We start from the raw sequence: 23,269 nt of genomic DNA, 5'->3' as shown, positions 1-23,269 counted from the left end.
AAAAAACAGCTTCAGGCCACTGCATATCGAATACATAATTACGCACTTTCCACTGGTGAAAAGTGCGATATTTTTCTTATTCTTTCTTTTGATTTTGTGTGGCTGATCAGGTTTATCAGCCCGGCCAGCCATGCAGATTGATACCACTAAGCAACAAATGCCATGTGATAGCGGATTATCAGTGTGCTAAAGACTTGGAAAATACATTGATGATGAGTGTGCCGGCCATGATAAATGCAATGCCGAGCAAGGCGTACAGATCCAGTTTTTGTCCGTACCACAACCAGCTGATCAGGGCGACCAGAACAATTCCGGCACCACACCAAATGGCATAGGCCACACCAATGGGAACAACTTTTACCGTCACTGAAAGCAAAAAGAATGCAGCACCATACCCGGTTAATACCACTACGGTGGGCACAAGTTGAGTAAATTGCTGCGTTTTAGGCAGCATAGAGGTTGCGATCACCTCACAGACAATCGCCATAAATAATGCCAGCATAGGTGGCAACACAGAAATCATATGCAGCATGATCAACTCACTTTAATAAAAATCAGCCCATTCTACACACGAATTACCTGCGTTCCATGACATTACAAAAAAATGTTTTGCCTGGCCATCACTGGTACCAGAGCGATAGCACAAGTGTCGTTAACTTTCCCATTCAACCACATGGCCATCGTCATATACACCATCACTGTAAGCCGGGGTGTAATTGATGAAAATGTTGTTCTGCGCAATCGGCAGGGTACGTGACAGACTGCTGGCTATCAGCTCCAGCATGGCTGCAATTTGCGCTTCGGTATTGAAATTGGGGGCAACCATATCCACAAGAACAGGATGCGAATTTGATGGTTGCTGATTCGCCAGTTGCCCGCCATGTACGAAATGGCCCGCAGGTATGTACTCCCACACAATCATAATGTGCTGCTGGGGAATCTGGGTGGCGTCGGCAATGGCCTGGGATAAAATACCCAAGGCAACGTTTACTTCAACATCGCCCGCAAAGGGTAATGATTTTATACGAATAAGCGGCATACATCCCCCAGTATCTCATTAGCCAGTCTGCTACCAACCAGCCGTGAAGGTTCAAAAAAAGCCAAATATACAGCCGGTTAGATGACACGCATATTCGGTATTTTCATTTTAAGCCTAGTGAGATCACTGCAGTAAAAGAGAATCACAAATGAGACGGGAAGATAAAAAAGTACCAAAAGGCTCAAGGAGCGGCGCCCTCAGCGATCTGGTTTCTTCTTCTGCTGATGAAGCTGTTCGTCCAGCGAGCACGGGTTCACCAGTCTCTCTTCACAGGTATATGGTTCAATATGAATCACCACATCAATGACATTGTCCATCTTGGTGATAACGCTCTGCTTGAACCGCTCGCTTATCGCATGGGCATTCTCAATCGACATCTCTGGATCCACCAGAATATGGCAATCCAGTAACAAGCTCCCCCCCGTCTGGCGGCTGCGGATCGCGTGGATTTCACGAATATCTTTGTCTTCTTCAGCCATGTGTACCAAGCGTTTTTCCACTTCTTCACTGCCTCGGGCATCGGTCAGTTCATTAAAAGCCGGCCAGATGATCTCGAATGCCGCTTTCAGAATCATCCCCGTCACCAGCAATGCCGCAATTTGGTCCAGATATTTCAGAGAAGGGAAAATGGCATTGGTAACCACAGCGACAGCAACAGGTACAGAGCTGAGCGCATCACTGCGATGATGCCAGGCATTTGCCCTTAAAACCGCACTACGGATGTGCTTTGCTTCACGCATTGTCCAGCGGTACAGGAGTTCTTTCATCACAATCGCAGCAACAGCAGCATAAAATGCCAGCATTCCTGGCGCTGGTGGAGGTGTGTCGCTGAGCGTTTCAATTGAGTCCCAGCCAATACCAATTCCAACCAGTGCCAGCATTAGCCCGATAAAAACATTAGCCAGGGTTTCAAATTTACCATGGCCGTAGGGATGACCGCTGTCTGCTGGTGCCATCCAATATCGGGAGCCCAGCAAAATGACAGCATCTGTTAGTAAATCAGAAAAGCTGTGTACCCCATCCGCTACAAGTGCCTGGCTGCCCGCAAACTTACCTATGCCAATCTTTAATACCGCCAGAAAAACATTCAGAATCGCGCCCACCAGGGTCACGGTCCGAATGGTTTTTCCCTTATCATGATGCTGATCTGAAGGCTCTGGCATACTCATTCCTGCTGCTGACTCCGCACAACCACTTTATTGTCTGTTCTGTCTTTTCATTGACGCTGAGAATAAGAAGACGCATTGGATGCTTGTTTTACTGGGTGTTGCTGTTGGCTGCTGCTCCCTGGCTCATGACGGCGCGCTCGTAACAATAGCAGTCAACCAGATGATCATTCACCATACCTACCGCTTGCATGAAAGCATAACAAATGGTCTCACCGACAAACTTAAAGCCTCGCTTTTTGAGAAACTTGCTCATGGCTTTTGATTGCTCACTACTCGCAGGCACCTGATCAATACTCTCCCAGCGATTATTGATCGGCACGCCATCCACAAACTGCCACAATGCAGCCGACAAACTGCCAAACTCTTTTTGTAACGCCAGCGCGGCGTTAGCATTGGTAAAAACAGAATTGACCTTGCCCCTGTGCTTAATAATGTCAAACCCGGTAAGAATTGCTTCTGCTTCTTCATCGCCCCATTCTGCTAACTGCTTAATGTCAAAATCGGCAAAAGCCTGCCGGTATGCCTCTCGCCGTTTTAGTATGGTATACCAGCTTAAACCAGCCTGAGCACCTTCCAACGTAATGAATTCAAACAAGATTTTGTCATCCGTTACAACCAGCCCCCACTCTGTATCATGGTATTCCCGTTCAAGAGGCTGATGCATAGCCCATGCGCATACTTTCGATTCCTCGATCATTAAATATACCCCTTGGCAATAAAAATGAACATGTGATTAAAACAACAACTGAGAAGATAACCGTTATACATCCAAGCACCGAATTCTTTATTCGTTATTATGATTGTATTAAAAAATCAATAAAAGCGATATTTCTTAGCAAGATACGTTTAAAGATCACTCAATAAGAAACACTGTACATATCACTTTCTATACCGATGACAAAATAGGGCAACAAAATTTCACAAAAATATCGCTTAAGTCACAATATCAAATAAATCCCATCAAAGAATTTGAATTTCATTGTGGGTATTTCATAATAGTCGCGTCAATATTCAGATATTGACTCGACAATAAGGACTGGAAATGAAACACATCGTTGATTTCATCGAGCAACTTGAAAGAGACGAACACTCTTTCACCATTTGGGTGTATGCCCGAAATGGAAAATTTAGTCCATTTGCCGAAAAAGGAAAAACATCCACAACAAGAGCGCTTCAGAAAGCAATTGATCAGAATTTACAAGTCGTTGTAGAGCTGCATACACCAGCTGAACACAGCAGTTACTTAATTCTGACTGAAGTACACATTGTTGTGCCGGTGCTGTTCCACCAAGGACAAGTCCATTCAATGGGTAAATCCTTAGCGGCATAAACGCACCAGAATTGTGGAAAAACAAAAAGAAGAACTTGGGCTAGGTTTATTTCTTATCCACATTATTCCCGATGCGTTCTAAAACAGACCGAAAGGTCTGTTTTTTTGCCCCATATCTAACCAAACGGTAAGATATATATTTCACTCAAACAAAAAACTTAGGTAATAAATTTATTACTAACGGTACGTAACGGCAACAATGTATATAAACCATTACTTTACTCTCCTGTGACAGGAAACAATCCGAGAGATGTCCCTGTTTCCGTCACATAAAGTTAATATGTATTTTCCTTTGCCGCTTTAGGTTCACCTGCCAATATGTGGCTACTTTCCATGAGCCGTCGCTGGCCATCATCACACGCCGTTTTACCGTCATCCCAACCTTCGTTATAGCGGGTATCAGAATTATTCAGAGCAATATCTTTCATATATTCAGTATCAACCACACCTTTCAGACTTAATGCACTTTCACAGCCTTGGTTAAACCCAAAGTGATAAATGCTGTCATAAGGTTCTTCATTAACATAAGCCTTAGGGAAAAGTGTGTACTCACCTACACCATATTCTGAATCCATGCTGGTACAACCCGCCAGTACCCATGTCCCAAACAATACTAGAGATAATTTTTTCATGGCCTTTCTCCTTTTCGTTCAGCCACAAGTGACCCAATCAGGTCGTCTGAATAAATTTTAGCCTATTTCAGAAACTTACCTAAAATGTGTTCAGTATTTCTCAACAGCCAGAGACAGAAAAGGCCACATCAAGTGGCCTGTCATCATGAAGGTGAGGAATCTTACTCAGCCGTCAGAACTGCGTTCAGCCTTTCGAATCCTTTTTCCAGATCCCGAATAAGATCATCGCAATCTTCTAATCCGATATGAAGACGTAAAATCGGACCTGCAAAAGCTTTTTTCTTCGCGGTACGCAGTTTATTAACATCTTCACTGGCCAGGATCAGACTTTCGAAGCCACCCCAGGAATAGCCCATACTGAAATGTTCCATGCCATCCAGCAATGCTGTCAGTGCTTCGGTATTGCCCCGGTTAAGCACGACAGAAAATAATCCGTTACACCCTTTAAAGTCCCGAAGATAAAATTCATGCCCTTCACAACTCGGCAGTGCCGGATGGCGTACATGATCAACTTCTGGTCGTTCAGCCAGCCAACGGGCCACTTTCAGGCTGCTCTCCTGATGCTGACGCAGACGCACGCCCAAAGTACGCAGTCCCCGCATCGCCAGATACACGTCATCGGGAGAGGTACACTGTCCCATCAGATAGCTGTGTTCACGTAACTGATCCCAGCAACGTTCATTGGCCGTTGCTGTACCTAACATCACATCTGAGTGCCCGACGATATACTTAGTCGCAGCCTGAATGGAGATATCAACACCATGTTCAAACGGCTGAAAATTGATAGGCGAAGCCCAGGTATTATCCAGCATGACAACAATATCGAGCTCATGGGCGATACGCGCAAGTGTAGGGACATCCTGCACTTCCATGGTGATGGAACAAGGCGACTCTAAAAACAACACTGTAGTATTCGGGCGGATTAAGTCCCGGATTCCTTCGCCAATTACAGGGTCATAATAGGTGGTTTCGACGCCCATTTTCGCAAGCACTTTGTCGCAAAAATCCCGCGTTGGCTCATAAGCGCCATCGACCATCAGAACATGATCGCCCGTTTTTACAAATGACAGAATGGCATTAGAAATCGCAGCTGTACCACAAGGATATAACGCACAACCCACACCGCCTTCCAGCTCAACCATGGCATCCTGAAAAGCAAAATGCGTATTGGTGCCGCGGCGGCCATAAAAAAGCGCTTTATTCGCCCTGTTGGCGGTGGCGTGCTTCATCTCTGCGACGGAATCAAACACTATGGTGGAAGCGCGGCTAACCGGGGGGTTCACTAATTGCTGAGTCCACTTTTTCGAGCGGCCGGCGGTGATGATTTTAGTATCTAATGCTTTCTTTTCTGCCATGCTGTTCCCAATGCCTGTCATTCATCCATTTAACCGATAAAGCCATTGCAATCGCAATGGCTTCTTACATCACATGACGTTATCACACTTGCCTTGTGTTTGGGTACAGCGCAGTGACTGTGTCAGTTATCTTATTGCCGCATAAGATATATCATTCGCGATTGGCGCTGGCGCAGTCTGCGGGCGCGTCTGAGGTTTAGGTTGAGGCATCACCACAGCCTCTGGATCCACCATCTCAAGATGTGCACGATAATTCAGGCATTCGCGCATCACTTCTTGTTCATCAGCCACTTTCGCTGTCAGTACTGTCAACAACACGGCTTTATAGGCAAAGTGTCGATGTAACTCTATGGCCAGATTGGCAGAACAGGGTTTGTCGCCTAACGGACGCAGAACCTGCAACGCCTGCCGCTTCGGGTAAAGCTGAAAAACATTGTGATTGATGCCATTTGCTTCCCTGATCTGGTTTCTGATCTCGCATCGCGACACCGGACTGTAATACCCGTAGTCTTCTTCACCTGCCACACGCTTAAGATAGGCGTGATGCAGATGGGTCATGGTGCCATGCAAGGCGGGCAGGCTGAGAAAGATAATGTCTTCATAGTCTTCACCCAGGGTTTGAAAAATCCCCCGCGTTTGCGGCACAAAGCCATGGTTGAGCAAACAGGTGATAGACTTCAGGCCTGCCATATATTGCGTCAGCACCGCCAGCATAGCCGTATAAAGTTCAGGTGGTTCAGTGATATTTTCGCGGATATTTTCGTGAAGTGTCTGAAGTTTGTACTCCAGAAACTGTACAATCTGATGGTTCAGCTTCATCTCTGCGTCATACATAGCGCCGCCCCCATTTCTGTTATTGTCCGGATCATACCGACCCGTGATACGCCACATTGCTTTACCGGTATTCCTCTTCCTGTCAAATCGCAAAACCAGGACAAGAATGTGATCTTTATCATGCAAATAAAGTGCCGGGTAACGGTTACGGGGAAGCGAGCCTGTTTCAGGTGTGAGCTGTAAACTTTTGTGACTTGCGTCGCATTTTGCAAGGCGAAATGCAAAACACGGTCCAGGAAGGAGCATCAGAGGTACAGCAAGACTTTCTATTCGCGCAGTGTGGCCCAAGATGCCTGCTGAATCGGTACACAGACAACTTCGGACAAAAATCCAGCACACCAAAATGTCAATAAACCTGACACAGTAAAACCGTACAACCTGTAACAGCAAACAAAAAAAGCGCCGGCAATCCGGCGCTTAGCGCTTATTCTTTACTCACTGACGTGTTTTGTGAATCAATAAGGTGTTTAATTTTCAAACAGACGATCTGTTTTCGCGGCACAGATAAAGTCGTTTTTATGCAGCCCTTTAATTGAGTGACTCCACCAGTTTACCGTCACTTTACCCCACTCAAGTGTAATGGTTGGGTGATGAAATTCTTCTTCAGCCATCTCTGCCACCTGATTGGCAAACGCCCAGGCCAGCTTAAAATTCTTAAACTTATACGCCCTTTCCAGTTGTTTGATACCCTCAACATTGAGCACCTCCCACTCTGGAATCGCTTTCGTCAGCTCAACCATTTCATGGTCTGTCACCATAGGGGCGTCAATTTGACAGGCTTCACACTTCAATTCAGTTAAATCAGACATATTCCCCAACTTGCTCCTTGTTCTTCGGCGGGTACAAAGGTGCATGCAAACCCAAAGACTGGGCCTGATGAACCATACTCATGATGTCTTGATGTGCCAGCTCAAACAGTTGCTGTATACCATCAATCTCAAAATAAATCGGTTGCATGATGTCAATACGATACGGTGTGCGTAACACATCAACAGGATCAAACACTTTGTAAATCGGTTTATCGCTGGTCATCGCATATTCGGTTTCGCCCGGTGAAGACAGAATACCGCCACCGTAAATCCGGCGCTCACCGTGCTGGCGCATCAGACCAAATTCAACCGTAAACCAGTACAAACGCGCAAGATAGACCCGCTCTTCCTTGGAAGCAGCAAAGCCTAAACGACCATAGGTATGAGTAAATTCTGCAAAGGCCGGATTAGTCAGCATGGCGCAGTGACCGAACACTTCATGGAAAAAGTCAGGTTCCTGCAGGTAATCAAATTCTTCACGACTACGCAGGAATGTGGCCACTGGAAACTGTTTATTTGCCAGTAGCTTGAAGAAGCGGTCAAAATTAATCAGCGCCGGCACTTCAACACACTGCCAGCCTGTGCTTTTCATCAGCACCTTATTCACTTCCGCCAGTTGCGGTACACGATCAGCAGGCAGATTCAGCAGTTCCAGCCCTTGAATATATTCGTCACAGGCCCGGCCTTTTATACAGCTAAGCTGTCTTGTCACCAAATCGTGCCAGATTTGGTGCTCATCGTCAGACCAGTGAATGAAGCCGTTTTCATCCGGCTGTTTCGATACATACTTTGTCGCTTTGCCCATAAAACAACCTTCTATGTCTCTCTGCCTTGCCTTGGCAATCATCAGCTCAACGGTCTGTTTCTCCGGCTCAACCATTGGCGAGCTGCGAATAAACAACAGATAAGTCTGGAGCTGTCCCTTCTCGTTTAAGGGTAGGCGTTTTAGGGATCGCAATGGAACCACCTGAGTGGAATCGCACAACCCATACAGTGTAACAATAATTTTACATACCCCTGATTGCTCAGCTCCTGTCAGGCCAGATTGAAAAAACGAAGCAGAGCACCGACTTAGACCATCAATAAGAACATACAGTTATGTAAAAAAAACCGCACACTTTGCAAAAGTGAATATTGCTTGAGGGGTTGCTTGTTAAGTCGCTCTCAACCAGAGTTAAAGCAGAAGGTTAACACTATGTTAAGCCAGATATGCCGATACTCGGCCATCAGAGTTTTCAGGGCGTCTGGCACACAAGGATAGGGACAGTGGGTTTGTCGCTGCAGACAAACGCAGGCTGTCATCGTCAATGAGGACCCAAAGATGCGTCACTGGTTTCAATTTCCGATTATAGAAGGTAAAGCCTCACGTCAGGCCCACTGCGACTTGCCGGAAGGTACGTATGAACGTGAATGCGGTAAAGAAGGCTTCTTTGGCCCTGCAAGCCACATGTATCACAGCAATCCGCCTACAGGCTGGGTAGAGTGGGACGGCCCCTTGCGCCCCCGCGCCATAGACACGACCCGCCTTGAGCAGCCGGGTGAATCGCCCTGGGATGCCTCTTTGGTACTGTTCAACAACCAGTTGAAACTCAGAGTCTGGAATACCACCCAAAGCATGAACCATCTGGTCCGTAATGGTGATGGCGATGAAGTGCTTTTCATTCATCAGGGCAGCGGCCAACTGTATTGTGATTATGGCCACCTGACCTTCACAGAAGGTGACTATATCACCATTCCCCGCGCCACCAGCTGGCGCATAGAGGTCGACGAACCTGTCTCGATGCTGTTGATTGAAGCGACCAACGGCGGATACCAGATGCCGGATCGCGGTCTGGCAGGCCAGCATGCCGTGTATGACCCGGCGGTACTGGAATACGCACGCATTGATGACGCCTTTCTCGCACAGCAAAATAATGATCAACGCTGGCAAGTCAGGCTCAAAGCCCGCGATCAGATGAATACCATCACCTACCCGTACAACCCTCTTGATGCGCAAGGCTGGAAAGGGAATCTGACCGTCTTCAAACTGAACTGGCGTGATATTCGCCCGCTGATGAGCCATCGCTATCACCTGCCGCCGTCAGCACATACCACATTCGTCGCGAATGGTTTCGTCATCTGTACTTTCGTGCCTCGTCCGATCGAGTCTGATCCGGGCGCATTGAAAGTACCTTTCTATCATAACAATGACGACTACGATGAAGTGCTGTTCTACCACAAGGGTAACTTTTTCAGCCGCGACAACATTGAAGCCGGCATGATCACCCACCACCCCTGCGGCTTCTCGCACGGCCCGCACCCGAAGGCTCTGGCGGCCAGCCAGTCGCAGCCGAAAAAAGAAACCGATGAAGTGGCGGTGATGATCGACACCCGATATCCGCTGGAAGTCGCGGATCTGCCGGAAGGCGTTGAAAACAAAGATTATGTCTATTCCTGGATCAACCGTAAGTGATCAACAGGCGAAAAAACAAGCATTAGATTTACATTGTAAAGTAAGGAGTAAAACGTGAAATTAGCTTCTTTAAACCAAGGCCGTGACGGACAACTGATTATCGTTTCACGTGATCTCACTCAAGCCGTACATGCACACGACATCGCGCCGACGCTGCAATTTGCTCTGGATAACTGGGATCAGGTCGAAGCGGATCTGCAACATCTGTATCGCAATTTGAATGACGGCATTGCCAATGATGTCTTCCCGTTTAACCCGGCACATTGTGCCTCTCCGCTGCCACGGGCTTTTCAATGGGCGGACGGCAGTGCCTATGTCAACCATGTGGAATTAGTCCGCAAGGCACGCGGCGCAGAAATGCCGGAAAGCTTCTGGACCGATCCCCTGATGTATCAGGGCATGTCAGATGGTTTTCTTGGCCCGCGTCAGGACATTAAAATGGCCGATGAAAGCTGGGGAATCGATTTTGAAGGTGAGATTGCGGTTATCACCAATGATGTACCAATGGGAACACGCACTGAAGAAGTACACGGCCACATCAAATTGCTGATGCTGGTCAATGATGTGTCGCTGCGCAATCTGATCCCCGCGGAGCTGAGCAAAGGCTTTGGTTTCTTTCAGTCCAAACCGGCTTCGGCCTTCTCTCCTGTGGCTGTCACACCGGATGAACTGGGCGAAAGCTGGCATGACTACAAAGTGCATCAGCGTCTGAGCGTACACCTGAATGATGAGCTGTTCGGTGAACCCAATGCTGGTGTGGACATGACCTTCAACTTCGCAGAGCTGGTGCAACACGTGGCGAAATCCCGTCATATCTGCGCGGGCACCATTATCGGTTCCGGGACTGTTTCTAACGTTGATCGCTCCAGCGGATCCTGCTGTCTGGCCGAACGCCGTATGCTGGAAATTATCGATCAGGGACAAGCCGTTACGCCTTTCATGACGTTTGGCGACAAAGTCAAAATTGAAATGTTTGACGACAACGGTGACTCCATCTTTGGCGCGATTGAACAGACAGTGGTGAAATACCAGCATCAGTACGATCCTGCCGATCTGAACCACCACCAGCCAGTTTAACCAGGAGGCCGGATGACGCTTTATGACTATTTCCGCTCATCCGCCGCCTACCGGGTGCGTATTGCGCTCAACCTGAAAGGGTTGAGCTATACCAGCCACCCGGTGTCTCTGGTGGATAAAGCGCAACAATCACCGGCTTATCAGGCCATCAATCCGTCTCAGCTGGTGCCGACACTGGATACGGAGACTGGCCAGCTCAGCCAGTCACTGGCCATTATAGAATGGCTGGAAGACACCCACCCTGAGCCTGCTCTTCTGCCCCGCGATCCGTGGCAAAAAGCACAATGCCGCGAACTGGCACTGAGTATCGCGTGTGATATTCACCCGGTTAACAACTTGCGCATCCTCAACTATTTAACGCAGGACTTGGGTGTGAGCCAGGAAGATAAGCTAACCTGGTATCACCATTGGCTGCACCAGGGCTTGTCTGCGCTGGAAGCCCGAGTAGCGGCAAGGCAAACTCACCAGCCCAGTACCTTCTGTTGTGGCGACACGCCCTCGCTGGCCGATATTTGTCTGGTGCCTCAGCTTTATAATGCGCGCCGGTTCGAGCTTGACTTGTCCCCCTACCCGACGCTGGTCAGAATCGATGCTGCCTGCCAAAAACTGGCTCCTTTTGAGCAGGCTCACCCGGATAATACGCCACAATAAAAGCATCAAGGCGGCATGCAGGACGCCAGGTCTGCGATAAAGACGTAAGCCATCACGATAAGGACGATAACGATGAGCATGCAAGACCATCATCTGGAAGAAGATCAAGCGCCAATTCTCTGGCAGCCGACCAAAGACAGTATTCATGACAGCTTGCTGTACCAGTTCATGGTGAATCTGAGCGAGCAGGAAGACACCCTTTTTCACGACTATCAGCAGCTTCACCATTGGTCTGTCACGCACAGTGAACAGTTCTGGGATCGTCTGTGGGACTTCTGCGGCGTCATTGGTGACAAAGGCAGCAGAGTGACAGACTGCCCCCCAGGCAGCACAGAGCCGGCTAAAGACACCCTCTGGTTCCCGGATGCCCGCCTGAATTTTGCTGAAAACCTGCTGGCCTACGCCAAACAGGCACCGGAAACAGCGGCTATTGTGTTTCATTGTGAAGGACAGGCAGAACAACGCCAGCAGCTAAGCTGGCAGAACTTGTACGATCAGGTCTCCCAACTCAGCCAGTATCTGCGCCAGCAAGGCATCTCACAAGGTGATGTCGTGGCCGGTTATCTGCCTAACCTGCCACAGACGCTGATAGCCATGCTCGCCACCAGCGCAATTGGGGCGATCTGGACTTCTACCTCGCCGGACTTTGGGGTAGACAGTGTCGTTGAGCGCTTCGGCCAGACATGTCCGAAACTCTTGTTCGCGGCCGATGGCTATTTTTACAATGGTAAAAGTCACAGCTGCATCGACAAAGTCAATGCCATGCTGACAGAACTGCACAGCGTAGAGAAAGTGGTGCTGATTCCATTTACTGACATGCCGCCGCCTGCTGCGGAGCCGTTAACTGAACGCTATCAATACTGGGATGACGTGCTAGCCACGTGTCAGCCAGCGGCAATCCTGTATGAACAGGTTGAGTTTAATCATCCGCTTTACATACTCTATTCTTCCGGCACCACGGGAAAGCCCAAGTGTATTGTTCACAGTGTCGGTGGCATTTTGCTGAATCATCTGAAAGAACACATGCTGCACAGCAATGTCAATAAAGGGGATCGCCTGTTCTATTTCACCACCTGTGGCTGGATGATGTGGAACTGGATGGCCAGCGGGCTGGCGGCTGGTGCGACCCTGGTGCTCTACGAAGGTTCTCCTTTCTATCCGGACGGTAATGTGCTGTGGGATATGGCCGATCAGGAAGGCGTTACCCTGTTTGGCACTTCAGCCAAATATCTCGAAGCACTTGAGAAAAAAGGCTACCAGCCTAACCAGACCCACCGGCTGTCTGGCCTGCGAACCCTATGCTCTACCGGCTCTGTGTTAGCGCCGGAACAGTTCGACTATGTGTATCGTGCTGTCAAATCTGACTTGCAGTTAGCCTCTATTGCCGGTGGTACTGACATTTGTGGCTGCTTTGCGATTGGTAACCCTCTCAGCCCTGTGTACCGCGGAGAATGCCAGGGTCGTGCATTAGGCATGGATGTACAGGTTTATGATGACAACGGAAAGCCGGTGATTGACGCTCAGGGCGAACTGGTGTGCTGTAACAGCTTTCCGCATCAGCCTGTCGGATTCTGGAACGACGAAGCGGGTAAGCGCTACCACAGTGCGTACTGGGAGGTTTATGCCAACACCTGGCACCACGGTGATTTTGTTCAGCTGACCCGTCACGGCGGCTTAGTCTTCTTTGGCCGGTCCGATGCGGTGCTCAATCCGGGCGGTGTGCGCATCGGCACAGCGGAAATCTACCGTCAGGTCAATCCGATGGACGAGATTACCGATTCCATTGTGATCGGACAAAACTGGCAGAATGACGTCCGTGTAGTGCTCTTTGTTCAGCTTGCCGAAGGACAACAGCTCGACGACACGCTGCAGTCCCGGATTCGTCAGCGCATCAAAGAGCATTGCTCGCCACGTCATGTCCCGGCGGTGATTCTGGCTGTCACCGACATTCCGCGCACTAAATCAGGCAAGCTGGTTGAACTGGCGGTGCGTAATGTGGTGCATCAGCAGCCGGTGAAAAACGTCGGCGCGCTGGCCAACCCGGAGGCGCTGGAACAGTACAAAAATCGTCCAGAACTGATGCTGTGATCACCCCTGAACATCACTCTGGAAACAAAAAACACGCCTGTAACCCGGGCGTGTTTTTTATCATCAACCAGTGAACCTGGTTTACTAAAGTAGCAACGCATCATCAATGGGAACGAATGTACTGGCTTCGTTAATCAAAGAGGCTGCCGTCAAGTCAGGCACACCAAACAGCTCAACCTGCTTACCTTTATCAACTCGCAGTTTATTCAGCAACAGATCAAAATCGCCATCACCGGATACCAGCACCACCACATCGGCCATGCCCGTGTGCTCCAGTGCATCAATGGTGATGCCAACGTCCCAATCACCTTTTGCCGAGCCGTCAGAGCGCTGAATAAAAGGCTTCAGTTTAACCTCAAAACCAATGGCCCGCAGGATGTTCTGAAACTCTTGCTGCTTACGATCACCACGGTCAATGGCATACGCGAACGCGGCAACCACTTCCCGGTCTTTAGTCACTTTGGCCCAGAAGGCGTTGTAGTCAAAGTTTCGCTGATAACTCTGCCGGGATGTGTAATATACGTTTTGCACATCCACAAATATGGCCACTTTTTCCATTCAGTTACGTCCTGATTAATGAAAGTTCGCTGCCTGAATCAGCAGCGTTTGGGCAATACTACCTTGTAAGGAAGTCAAGGCATAGCAAACCGCCTGATCAGGGTACGCTGAAAACGTACCCTGCAGTGGCTCGCGCTGTCATCAGGCCTTAGTTGCGGCCGGTCAGCAGATAACGGGCATGAAAGCGCAGATGATCTTCAATGAAGCTGGCAATGAAGTAGTAACTGTGGTCATAACCGGGCTGCATGCGCAGTTCCAGCGCGGAATCATGCAATGCGGCGGCGGCTTGTAATGCCTCAGGGTGCAGCTGCTCTGCCAGGAAGTTGTCTGCATCGCCCTGATCAACCAGCATAGGCAGCGAAGCCTGTCCCTGACGTAACAGCTCACAGGCATCATACTGACGCCAGTCTTCTTTATTGTTGCCCAGATACGCCTGAAAGGCTTTTTGCCCCCAGGGGCACACCATAGGATGGCTGATTGGACTGAACGCCGATATCGAACAGTACTTATCGGCATTTTTCAGCCCTATGGTCAGGGCGCCATGCCCCCCCATACTGTGACCCGATATCGACTTCAGGCTAGATATGGGAAAATGGGCCTCAATGAGCTCAGGCAACTCCTCCACTATGTAATCGTACATCCGGTAATGCTTGTCCCATGGCGCCTGAGTCGCATTCAGATAAAAACCCGCGCCTTTACCCAAATCATAGTTATCATCATCCGCCACATCGTCACCGCGCGGGCTGGTGTCCGGTGCAATCAGGGCAATGCCTAATGCTTCCGCTACACGGAACGCTCCTGCTTTGTGCATAAAGTTTTCATCGCTGCAGGTCAGGCCGGATAACCAGTACAGTGCCGGCACCTTATTGGATGCACTGGCCGACGATGGCAGGTACACAGCAAAACGCATCTGGCAATTCAGCGACGATGATCTGTGAGTATATTGCTTATGCCAACCGCCAAACACTTTGTTCTGACTGAGATTGTCGAGGCTCATAGGTGAATCTCTCCGTATTGGTATCACCGCACCTTGCCGTGCGGTGTGATCGTTAACTTAGAGTAGCAACAGCAATTATTTATCCATATGGACGACACTGCGAATACTCTTGCCTTCATGCATCAGGTCAAACGCCTCATTGATTTCATCCAGTCCCATGGTATGGGTGATGAACTCCTGCAGGCCAAATTCACCCGCCAGATACTGTTCAACAATGCCCGGCAATTGCGAGCGACCTTTCACACCACCAAAGGCAGAACCGCGCCAGACCCGGCCAGTCACCAGCTGGAACGGACGGGTAGAGATTTCCTGTCCGGCACCGGCCACACCAATGATCACCGATTCGCCCCAGCCCTTGTGGCAGCATTCCAGCGCCTGACGCATCACATTCACATTGCCGATACACTCGAACGAGAAATCCACACCGCCGTCGGTCATTTCGACAATCACTTCCTGAATCGGTTTGTCAAAATGCTGCGGGTTGATGACATCCGTCGCACCCAGTTGCTGTGCCAGCCCGAACTTACTTTCATTGATATCAATGCCGATAATACGGCTGGCACCGGCCATGCGCGCACCGATAATGGCCGATAAGCCAATGCCACCCAGACCGAAAATCGCAACCGTATCGCCTGCTTTGACTTTCGCCGTATTGAGCACAGCACCCATACCTGTGGTCACACCACAGCCCAGCAGGCACACTTCTTCCAGCGGTGCCGCTTTGTTCACTTTCGCCAGAGAAATTTCTGGCAGCACAGTGTATTCAGAGAACGTGGAGCAACCCATATAGTGATAAACCGGCTCCCCATTGATAGAGAAACGCGTGGTACCGTCGGGCATCAGACCTTTGCCCTGGGTTTCACGCACGGCCTGACACAGGTTGGTTTTGCCCGAGGTACAAAATTTACACTCACCGCACTCAGCAGTGTACAGCGGGATCACATGATCACCCACGGCGACGCTGGTCACGCCTTCACCCACCATTTCAACAATACCACCGCCTTCGTGGCCCAGAATCGCCGGGAAAATCCCTTCCGGATCATCACCTGATAACGTAAAGGCATCCGTGTGGCAAACCCCCGTCGCCACAATGCGAACCAGTACTTCACCGGCTTTCGGCAGCTGAACGTCGACTTCTTCCATTTTCAGCGGTTCACCCGCAGCCCAGGCGACAGCCGCTTTTGATTTGATTGAGGTTTGACCGGGTTTCAGTTCCAGCGTCATGAAATCTTCCTTATTTTGTTGAATGAGATACACAGCTTTCATTCAGTATATCTCTGAACATCCCAGAAATAATTACCGATTCTGGCAAATCATTTTTACGGTTGTGTAATAATCAACACTTTGGAATCAAGCACGGAATACACCATGGCAAACTGGGAAGGCGTCAGTGAATTCGTCGCCGTGGCAGAATCGAGCAGTTTCACACTGGCCGCCAGAAAACTGTCCACCTCGGTGGCTCAGGTCAGCCGCCGCGTCGCGGCGTTGGAAGATCGGCTCGCCGTCAAACTGCTCAACCGCACCACACGTAAAGTGACGCTGACGGAAGCCGGAATGCTGTATTTTCAGCAATGCAAACATTTGGTGGACGGACTGGAACAGGCAGAGCTGGCTGTCACGCAGATGCAAACCACTCCAAAAGGCTTGGTGCGCGTAACCGCCCCCGTCACCTACGGCGAGCTACACCTCGCGCCCCTGATCAATCAGTTTTTAGAACAATACCCGCAGGTCGACGTCGAGTTGGTGCTTACCAACCAGAAACTCGATCTCATTGAATCCGGCGTTGATCTGGCCATACGCTTAGGGCGGCTGGAAGATTCCACGCTGCTGGCCCGCAGGCTGTCGACCCGGCAATCTTACGTCTGTGCCAGCCGCGATTACCTCGACAGGCACGGCGAACCCCATACTCTGTCGGAGCTGAGTAAACACCAGTGTTTAGTTGGCTCAGTGGATGTCTGGCGCTTCAAAGACAAACAACAATCCAGAGCACTGCGTATTTCAGGCCGGCTCAAGTGCAACAGCGGCTTTGCCCTGCGTGATGCCGCGAAACGGGGGCTGGGCTTAATCCAGTTGCCCGATTATTACATCCAGCAGGATCTGGAATCCGGCGAGCTGATTGAAGTGCTGGCCCAGTACCGCGATGACAAAGAAGGCATCTGGGCATTGTTTCCGTCCAGCGTCCGGCTGTCACCGAAAGTAAGGCTGTTGGTGGATTTTCTGGTGAAGGGCTTGAGTAAAGGCTCATCACCCGATAGCCTTTCACAACACTGAAGTCGGATTGCACTGCGCCTGACAACAGTATCATTGAACTGCATCGGTCAGGTTGGGAATGTCTGGCAGCTTGTCATGAAAAGCTCCCTTAGCCGCCATAAAGCCAAAGGTATAAGGGGCAACTTTCAGACCTTCCCGGGCCCTGACATCCTGACTTTCGCGCAGCTTATTGAACATCCAATCGTCTAACTTATGCATGACTTCCAAAAACTCATCGTGCGTCAGCTCTGCTTTTAACGTCATCAGAAAGGCCTGATTGTCTTCAGCAGGGAGATCAATCACCCGCGCCTGAAGGCGGTTCAGCACCGTTCGGGTGAAATAGATAGGAAACCGGGCCCCTTTTTCAAAAGACGTGTGGCTCGGGACTAATAACTGACAGGTTCGGTTCGCTTTGATCTCAATCAGCTGAATGGATTCCAGTTTTCTCAGATACAGATGAATTGAGGGCTCATTCAGGCCATAGCGTTCAGCAATCTCACTCACTGTCCGGTGTTCAGTTAACTCAGACCAGAAAGTAAATAACGCCGGACATTCATAAAAGGCCTGATCCTGCGCAGGCGTGAAAACGGGAATGGTGTAGATATTTTTTTCTGCTTCTTCAAGCAACTTCGACAATGGGAAGTTCAGCAAACGACTGATACGAATCAGCCGCTGCATCGACAGGGGCTGCGCGTGATTCAGCAGTCGCTTCACACTCACTTCAGAAATTTCCAATGCATCTGCTAAGTGCTGATAGGATATTTTCCTTTTCCTGAGCTCCTTTTTCAGCAAAGCGCACACTTCTTGCGACAACCTGTCATCCATTTGGTGTTCTCCGAATCACATCCCGACACTCAAAGCATCATAATACGACCCTTCATGAGATTACATTGAAACAATGAATCAATATGAGATTCTTTGCGAACATTCAGCATCACAGAGAACATCAGCATGAGCAAAAAAGGACTGACACGCCGATTCGGGATTCAACAATGCCTCCACTGGACGATTGTGGGCATCATGATTCCGGTACTGATACTGATTTTCCAGTCGAGAGGACTCAGCCTGATGGATATCGGGATCGTCATGGCGGTCTGGATTGGCAGCACCGCCCTGCTTGAAATCCCTCTGGGCGGCGTCGCAGATACCTACGGGCGCAGGAAGACTTACCTTATCTCGCTGCTGGTCAACATTCTGGGCTGCATCGTGCTGTACTTTGCAGACGGCCTGCCCTTCATTCTGATTGCAGCCATGCTGCTGGGAACAGCAAAAGCCGTCTATTCCGGTACGCTTGACGCTTGGTTTTACGACAGCTTCCGGCGCCAACCCGGCCAGCAATCTTTTCATTCCGCGATTGCAACCATTCATGTGTTCGTCACGCTCGGACTGGCGGCTGGCTCCCTGATCGGTGGCTGGCTGCCCGACTTTGCATCTCGCTCATTCCCGCCGCCATCAAGGTTCTCAGGGTTAAATATGTATGATCTGAATATCGTATTGGTTGCCATCGCCAGTCTGGTTCTGATAGTGATCACGCTGGCACTGATTCTTGAAGAGGATCAACCTGTGCCTTCACCCGCAGATCAGCATCAAACCGATGCTTTCCAGACAAGTTTGCAAGCCATCAAAACCGCTTTCCGCCATGCGGTGCTTCGCCGGCTGATGCAGACCACGCTGGTGTTTGGCATGGTCTTGAGCGGGATTGAAAACTACTGGCAACCTTATCTGTCAGAACTCATCCATGGCACAGATTATGGGGTCACCTTTTTCGGATGCCTCTCTGCCCTTTACTTTCTGATGTCTGCCGGTTCGTCAATTTTGTCTGTCCGATTACTCAAAATTCTGAAAGGATCACACAAAACCCTGATGTTCTCGACCCGTGTCGCCGCGGGCATCGCGTTCATTGCCCTGGCCAATACCTCGCAGCCCATTAGCTTTGCTTTGTGTTACCTGGTGTTCTTCTTCCTCTTCACTGCTGGTAATAATTCTGAGCGCGTCTTGCTACATGAACAGACAGAAACGCGTGTCCGATCAACCATGTTGTCCATCAGCTCTTTTATGATCACTTGTGGCGGCGTGCTCGCATCGCTGTTTTTCGGAATGATTTCAGAGCATTACGGCATTTCTGCCAGTTGGACCCTTGGTGGTCTGCTGCTTGTCGCGTCTTCTGCGCTGTTTCTCTTCATGCCGGAGAGGCTGGAAGCTGAAGTGGCGTAGGGACAGCGAGTACATGTCTAAACATTGTGCGGGTATGTCGCGCTTGAGTTCAGTGGCAAATTCAGCATTTTTCGAATGCTCGCCGGATACGTTTTGCTGGCACAATGTATGGTCCGCCCCGTTTTTGTTCTTTGGCGTGATCCGGGTCGGTTGTCGGCACTTCCGGCGCCGACAACCTGAAAATTCGTTCTGAATTTTCCCTCGTATTTTAAACATTTGAGGTTCTGGTTCGTTATTGGACAGACACGATTTGAAACTCTTGTGTCAAATCTTTCAGATCAGATTAAAAAATTGAAACTTTGAACGTTTGTTAGCAGTTTTCTATCATAGTGGCATAGGGTGCAGTTCAGCGTGATCTGTTGTAATTTTTATCCCTTTATCGACTTTGATGATCACACCATCACCTACTACTAATGTCGTCTCATCTAGTTCTACCTTCACACTACCCGTTACAACCGAAGCTGTGTCTGTCCCCCAAAGTTCATCAGATTCGACTTCAAAAGTGATCCCTTCCGGCACAAATATTTCTACATTACCGCTATACAGTTGATAGTTATTTTCATCAGAGCTTTCTATATGATCAGCACTAATTTCTATATCAAAAGCCACTGTAGGCTGCACAATAAACAATATACCACTGACAAAAATGACAATAATTAAAGACCACATTGCAGCCAGTTTCGTTTTGATATTTATCTCGAATGAATTTCTCTTGGTCTCTTCGTGTACAAGTAGTTCATTGGCGTCTAATTCAAAACAAGCCGCTAATGCCTTCACTGTTTCAGGTGAACCTGTACCTTCTTTCTCAACTCGTTGAATTGTTCTTAAACTTAAAGCACTTACATCAGCTAAATGTTGTTGACTCCATGCCCTTGATTTACGTTCATTTAATATTTTTTTAGTATTAACCTTCATCACACATCCATCCAACATCTCATTTGAGACCACAGCGTATAATAACTCAAAATTTCATATACGACAGTTTAATGCCAATAATACGTCAAAGGTGTGACAAGCTGCTAACGCCGCACTCAGCCGCAGCTTGCTGTACGCACTGGACAATGCCTGCTTGATACACCGAACCATGAATTGTGTGAGGATTGGGCCTCAAATTCATGCTTCAAATGCCTCTCTAAATAACCAAGGAGATTCGAATTGCAATCTTTGCACGCAGGTAATGTGGTTTTATTGTAAGTCTGAGAAATACCATTATTGGTTGTTTCGAAGATTTTTTTGTGCAGCGATTATAGACCCCCTGAGGAATTACGATAAATAACATCGCATCCCTCGAATGTGGAAATCCAAATAAATCACCGCCCCCTTCTCAAAGAAACCATAACCTGAGCCAGCCCGACCAAAATAGCCGAAATCAGAAACGTAACCCCAAAAGCAGTGGCAGGTTGATTCTGAGTTTCAGGAAAAAAAGTTGATGTAAAAAGGTAGAGCCATCCCATGACCGAAGCGCCAGCCATCAGGCCGAGATTCCGGGAAAAATGAAGCAATGCCGACGTCACTCCTTTTTGCCCTTCCTGAACATCTGTCATCACGGCTGTATTATTGGCCGCCTGAAACATGGCATAGCCAGCGGTAACCAGAATTAAAGCAAATAGATAGACAGGGACAGAAGTCCAGAATGCGCTGACGGAAATCAGGAGGCAGCCCAAAAGCATAATCCAGAGGCTGACACGAACCACAGTTCCTGACCCCAGATGATCCGTGAGCTTTCCAGCGGGAGCACCAGTAAGAGCAGAAACAATCGGTCCGACCGACAAAATAGCGCCAATTTGCGCTGGTGAAAGCTGCAGGCCATCAGTGAAGTAAAACGGGCTCACAACCATGGTTGACATAATGATGGCCGAAACGCAGACATTCGCAGTCAGGCTGCCTGCCAATGCCGGATTTTCAGAGAACTGAGCCAGAAAACGTCCTGACTTCACCGATTTGAAGGGCACAGGCGCATTGTCTGGTAACTGCCGGGCCAGTAACAACAAAGCAAAAATACAAAATGGCACGCTGACATAGAACAGCGCATGCCAGTCAAAATGCGAAATCAAATAGCCGCCCAAGACCGGCCCGAGTGCCGTCCCGATTGCAGAGGTTGTGCCTAAAATCCCCATCGCGGTCCCGGTTTTGGTTGCAGGAATAAAGTCACTAACAAAGGTCATCACCAGGCTGATAAATATCGCGGCCCCAATCCCCTGGACCAAACGCGCCGTGATCAGCTGTGTCAGGCTTTCCGACACAATGCAGGCAATGAGACCGCAGAAAAAGAGGCCGATACCAAAAAGAAACAGTCGCTTCCGGCCAAAGCGATCACCCCATATGCCGGCAATTGGCATAAAGCATGTCATCGCCAGCAGATAAACCACAACCAGCCATTGCACCTCAGACATTGGCACTGAAAAACTGCTGGCCAGCCTGGGCAAAGCCACATTGACGATACTGATATTTAACGAAGAAAGTAGTACAGCAACGGCTAACCCCAGCAGTGAGAACCAGTTTGTCATCGACAGATTCTCTGCCTTTGCTGCCTGTGAAATTTCCGCTTTCATGAAGAACACTCCAATTTGGGACCCGAGATAAAAGCCATCTTAAAATCTGACCTTGTTTTGCAGAAGACGCATCATTTACACTCATTGAATGCATGGAACGCCATAGGTAGACAAATGAAAGCGATCGACTTGAATCTGATTCCGGCCCTGAATGTCCTGTTAGAGGAACGCAACGTTGCCCGCGCAGCAAAACGGATGAATTTAAGTCAGTCTGCAATGAGCAGAACGCTGGCACGATTGCGCGTCACCATGGACGATCCGGTGTTAGTCCGGGCCGGACGTCATCTGGTCCCTTCTCCCAGAGCGCTGGAAATTCAGGCGCAGGTCAGCCAGCTGACCATGGATGTCAGAGCCATTCTGACCCCTGCTGTGCCCGTCAACATTGCCAGCCTGGCGCGAACGTTTACGCTGTTCGCCAGCGATGGATTTGTGGAAAGTCTGGGTGGGGCGCTGGTGAAACGCATGACAGAAGAAGCACCACGGAGCCGTGTTCGTTTCATCAGCCAGTCTTCACCACAAGGCGCGGGGCTGCGGGATGGCAGCATAGATATTGAAATCGGAAAACTAAGGGAAACCACGTATCCGGAACTCAGAGTACGACGATTATTTGAAGATCACTTCATCGGTGTGGTGTCCGCACAACACCCCTTCAGCCAGCGTCAGGTAACCGCAGAGCAATACTTCAGCGCCGACCATATTGGCGTGACAAGAATGGACGCAGACAAAAGCCACCTCGAAACCCTGTTGAACGAATCCGGACAACGGCTCAACATCCGTGCCTCCGTCAGCAGTTACACCAGTGCCGTCACGTTAGCCAGCGCCACCGCCTTAGTTGCCACTGTCCCCGCCAAGCACACACAAAGCTTCCGGCAGGGGATGCATTGCTTTCAACTGCCATTCACCGTGTCGCCGATTCCAATATCCATGCTCTGGCACCCCAGAATGAATGCCGATCAGGCCCACGGCTGGCTGAGAAAAACAATCGTCGAAATCAGTCATGATCTCTGAATCTGAGCACCATCACCACGCCGCCCACACCTCATTCAGATCAAAGCGGTATTTATACGCCATCACCACATTGTGGCCCTGAAAATCGTAATTTTTTTCGCTGAGTATTGGGCTGAAGTGACGTAGGGAGATTTTTATTTACACTTGTTCAGCTGAGAGATCCTAAGAGCAATTTGATACCTGAGCCGCGGCTCTATGGGTATTTTCGCCTATGCAACACTCACAGCTTGGCGTTATTTACAAGATCAGGAACG

General features: G+C 49.3%; 23 protein-coding genes. 8 read left to right on the top strand and 15 right to left on the bottom strand.

Annotated features, from left to right (window positions below; translation table 11 throughout):
- Positions 1 to 178: 178 nt before the first annotated feature.
- The 4 genes from KCG43_RS17775 to KCG43_RS17760 all read right to left on the bottom strand — a co-directional run bounded on the left by KCG43_RS17775 (position 179) and on the right by KCG43_RS17760 (position 2,905).
- Entirely contained in the window at positions 179 to 523 is a 345-nt protein-coding gene (locus KCG43_RS17775) for a multidrug efflux SMR transporter (protein ID WP_218386663.1), read from the bottom strand.
- A 129-nt stretch (positions 524 to 652) separates the two neighbouring features.
- Entirely contained in the window at positions 653 to 1,039 is a 387-nt protein-coding gene (locus KCG43_RS17770; protein WP_192014231.1) for a hypothetical protein, read from the bottom strand.
- Between the two features lie 197 nt (positions 1,040 to 1,236).
- Positions 1,237 to 2,202: a cation diffusion facilitator family transporter gene (locus KCG43_RS17765; protein WP_218386595.1), complete on the bottom strand. Its 966-nt coding sequence runs from the start codon at positions 2,200 to 2,202 to the stop codon at positions 1,237 to 1,239.
- A gap of 94 nt (positions 2,203 to 2,296) precedes the next feature.
- Positions 2,297 to 2,905 (bottom strand): DNA-3-methyladenine glycosylase I, encoded by a 609-nt coding sequence (locus tag KCG43_RS17760; RefSeq protein WP_192014235.1) that lies wholly within the window; start codon positions 2,903 to 2,905, stop codon positions 2,297 to 2,299.
- 345 nt (positions 2,906 to 3,250) lie between these two features.
- On the opposite strand from KCG43_RS17760, the gene KCG43_RS17755 reads away from it, so the two are divergent.
- Positions 3,251 to 3,538: a hypothetical protein gene (locus KCG43_RS17755; protein ID WP_192014237.1), complete on the top strand. Its 288-nt coding sequence runs from the start codon at positions 3,251 to 3,253 to the stop codon at positions 3,536 to 3,538.
- 275 nt (positions 3,539 to 3,813) lie between these two features.
- Here KCG43_RS17755 and KCG43_RS17750 read toward each other — a convergent pair whose 3' ends face one another.
- From KCG43_RS17750 to phhA, 5 genes are all read right to left on the bottom strand, one after another.
- Positions 3,814 to 4,170, bottom strand: a complete 357-nt coding sequence (locus KCG43_RS17750) for a hypothetical protein (protein ID WP_192014239.1) — start codon at positions 4,168 to 4,170, stop codon at positions 3,814 to 3,816.
- A 161-nt stretch (positions 4,171 to 4,331) separates the two neighbouring features.
- Complete coding sequence (locus tag KCG43_RS17745) at positions 4,332 to 5,525, bottom strand: cystathionine beta-lyase (RefSeq protein ID WP_218386593.1); 1,194 nt, start codon at positions 5,523 to 5,525, stop codon at positions 4,332 to 4,334.
- 126 nt (positions 5,526 to 5,651) lie between these two features.
- Positions 5,652 to 6,416 carry a hypothetical protein gene (locus tag KCG43_RS17740; protein ID WP_218386591.1) on the bottom strand — a complete coding sequence of 255 codons (765 nt, stop codon included), beginning with the start codon at positions 6,414 to 6,416 and terminating at the stop codon, positions 5,652 to 5,654.
- Between the two features lie 410 nt (positions 6,417 to 6,826).
- The gene (locus tag KCG43_RS17735; RefSeq protein WP_027254207.1) at positions 6,827 to 7,168 is read right to left on the bottom strand and encodes a 4a-hydroxytetrahydrobiopterin dehydratase; all 342 of its coding nucleotides are present in this window, start codon (positions 7,166 to 7,168) and stop codon (positions 6,827 to 6,829) included.
- Positions 7,161 to 7,973 (bottom strand): phenylalanine 4-monooxygenase, encoded by an 813-nt coding sequence (gene phhA, locus KCG43_RS17730; RefSeq protein WP_192014547.1) that lies wholly within the window; start codon positions 7,971 to 7,973, stop codon positions 7,161 to 7,163. The genes KCG43_RS17735 and phhA overlap by 8 nt, the downstream gene beginning before the upstream one ends.
- A gap of 516 nt (positions 7,974 to 8,489) precedes the next feature.
- Here phhA and KCG43_RS17725 point away from each other — a divergent pair.
- From KCG43_RS17725 to KCG43_RS17710, 4 genes are all read left to right on the top strand, one after another.
- Entirely contained in the window at positions 8,490 to 9,620 is a 1,131-nt protein-coding gene (locus tag KCG43_RS17725) for a homogentisate 1,2-dioxygenase (RefSeq protein ID WP_192014245.1), read from the top strand.
- A 54-nt stretch (positions 9,621 to 9,674) separates the two neighbouring features.
- Positions 9,675 to 10,697: a fumarylacetoacetate hydrolase family protein gene (locus tag KCG43_RS17720; protein WP_218386588.1), complete on the top strand. Its 1,023-nt coding sequence runs from the start codon at positions 9,675 to 9,677 to the stop codon at positions 10,695 to 10,697.
- A 12-nt stretch (positions 10,698 to 10,709) separates the two neighbouring features.
- On the top strand, positions 10,710 to 11,348 hold the full coding sequence (gene maiA, locus KCG43_RS17715; protein ID WP_192014249.1) for a maleylacetoacetate isomerase: 639 nt from the start codon (positions 10,710 to 10,712) through the stop codon (positions 11,346 to 11,348).
- A gap of 72 nt (positions 11,349 to 11,420) precedes the next feature.
- Positions 11,421 to 13,436 carry an acetoacetate--CoA ligase gene (locus tag KCG43_RS17710; RefSeq protein ID WP_255558088.1) on the top strand — a complete coding sequence of 672 codons (2,016 nt, stop codon included), beginning with the start codon at positions 11,421 to 11,423 and terminating at the stop codon, positions 13,434 to 13,436.
- A gap of 84 nt (positions 13,437 to 13,520) precedes the next feature.
- Here KCG43_RS17710 and KCG43_RS17705 read toward each other — a convergent pair whose 3' ends face one another.
- From KCG43_RS17705 to KCG43_RS17695, 3 genes are all read right to left on the bottom strand, one after another.
- A complete protein-coding gene (locus KCG43_RS17705; protein WP_218386585.1) occupies positions 13,521 to 13,994 on the bottom strand; it encodes an NYN domain-containing protein in 474 nt (157 codons plus the stop codon).
- Positions 13,995 to 14,142: 148 nt separating this feature from the next.
- On the bottom strand, positions 14,143 to 14,991 hold the full coding sequence (gene fghA / locus KCG43_RS17700; protein ID WP_218386582.1) for an S-formylglutathione hydrolase: 849 nt from the start codon (positions 14,989 to 14,991) through the stop codon (positions 14,143 to 14,145).
- Between the two features lie 75 nt (positions 14,992 to 15,066).
- Positions 15,067 to 16,215, bottom strand: a complete 1,149-nt coding sequence (locus KCG43_RS17695) for an S-(hydroxymethyl)glutathione dehydrogenase/class III alcohol dehydrogenase (RefSeq protein WP_192014255.1) — start codon at positions 16,213 to 16,215, stop codon at positions 15,067 to 15,069.
- Positions 16,216 to 16,359: 144 nt separating this feature from the next.
- On the opposite strand from KCG43_RS17695, the gene KCG43_RS17690 reads away from it, so the two are divergent.
- On the top strand, positions 16,360 to 17,262 hold the full coding sequence (locus KCG43_RS17690) for a LysR family transcriptional regulator (protein ID WP_218386579.1): 903 nt from the start codon (positions 16,360 to 16,362) through the stop codon (positions 17,260 to 17,262).
- Between the two features lie 30 nt (positions 17,263 to 17,292).
- Here the strand turns inward: KCG43_RS17690 and KCG43_RS17685 are convergent, their stop codons facing one another.
- On the bottom strand, positions 17,293 to 18,066 hold the full coding sequence (locus KCG43_RS17685; RefSeq protein ID WP_192014259.1) for a helix-turn-helix transcriptional regulator: 774 nt from the start codon (positions 18,064 to 18,066) through the stop codon (positions 17,293 to 17,295).
- Between the two features lie 126 nt (positions 18,067 to 18,192).
- On the opposite strand from KCG43_RS17685, the gene KCG43_RS17680 reads away from it, so the two are divergent.
- Complete coding sequence (locus KCG43_RS17680) at positions 18,193 to 19,455, top strand: MFS transporter (protein ID WP_218386575.1); 1,263 nt, start codon at positions 18,193 to 18,195, stop codon at positions 19,453 to 19,455.
- Between the two features lie 324 nt (positions 19,456 to 19,779).
- Here the strand turns inward: KCG43_RS17680 and KCG43_RS17675 are convergent, their stop codons facing one another.
- Both KCG43_RS17675 and KCG43_RS17670 read right to left on the bottom strand, forming a co-directional pair.
- The gene (locus KCG43_RS17675) at positions 19,780 to 20,370 is read right to left on the bottom strand and encodes a helix-turn-helix domain-containing protein (protein WP_218386574.1); all 591 of its coding nucleotides are present in this window, start codon (positions 20,368 to 20,370) and stop codon (positions 19,780 to 19,782) included.
- Positions 20,371 to 20,765: 395 nt separating this feature from the next.
- Positions 20,766 to 22,007, bottom strand: coding sequence for an MFS transporter (locus tag KCG43_RS17670; protein WP_218386573.1), 1,242 nt, complete (start codon positions 22,005 to 22,007; stop codon positions 20,766 to 20,768).
- Between the two features lie 114 nt (positions 22,008 to 22,121).
- Between KCG43_RS17670 and KCG43_RS17665 the strand changes: the two genes are divergently transcribed.
- A complete protein-coding gene (locus KCG43_RS17665; RefSeq protein ID WP_218386572.1) occupies positions 22,122 to 23,015 on the top strand; it encodes a LysR family transcriptional regulator in 894 nt (297 codons plus the stop codon).
- Positions 23,016 to 23,269: the final 254 nt, after the last annotated feature.

This window comes from Photobacterium sp. WH24, assembly GCF_019204055.1.
Lineage (GTDB): Bacteria > Pseudomonadota > Gammaproteobacteria > Enterobacterales > Vibrionaceae > Photobacterium > Photobacterium arenosum.
This window is presented reverse-complemented; position numbering and strand designations above follow the sequence as displayed.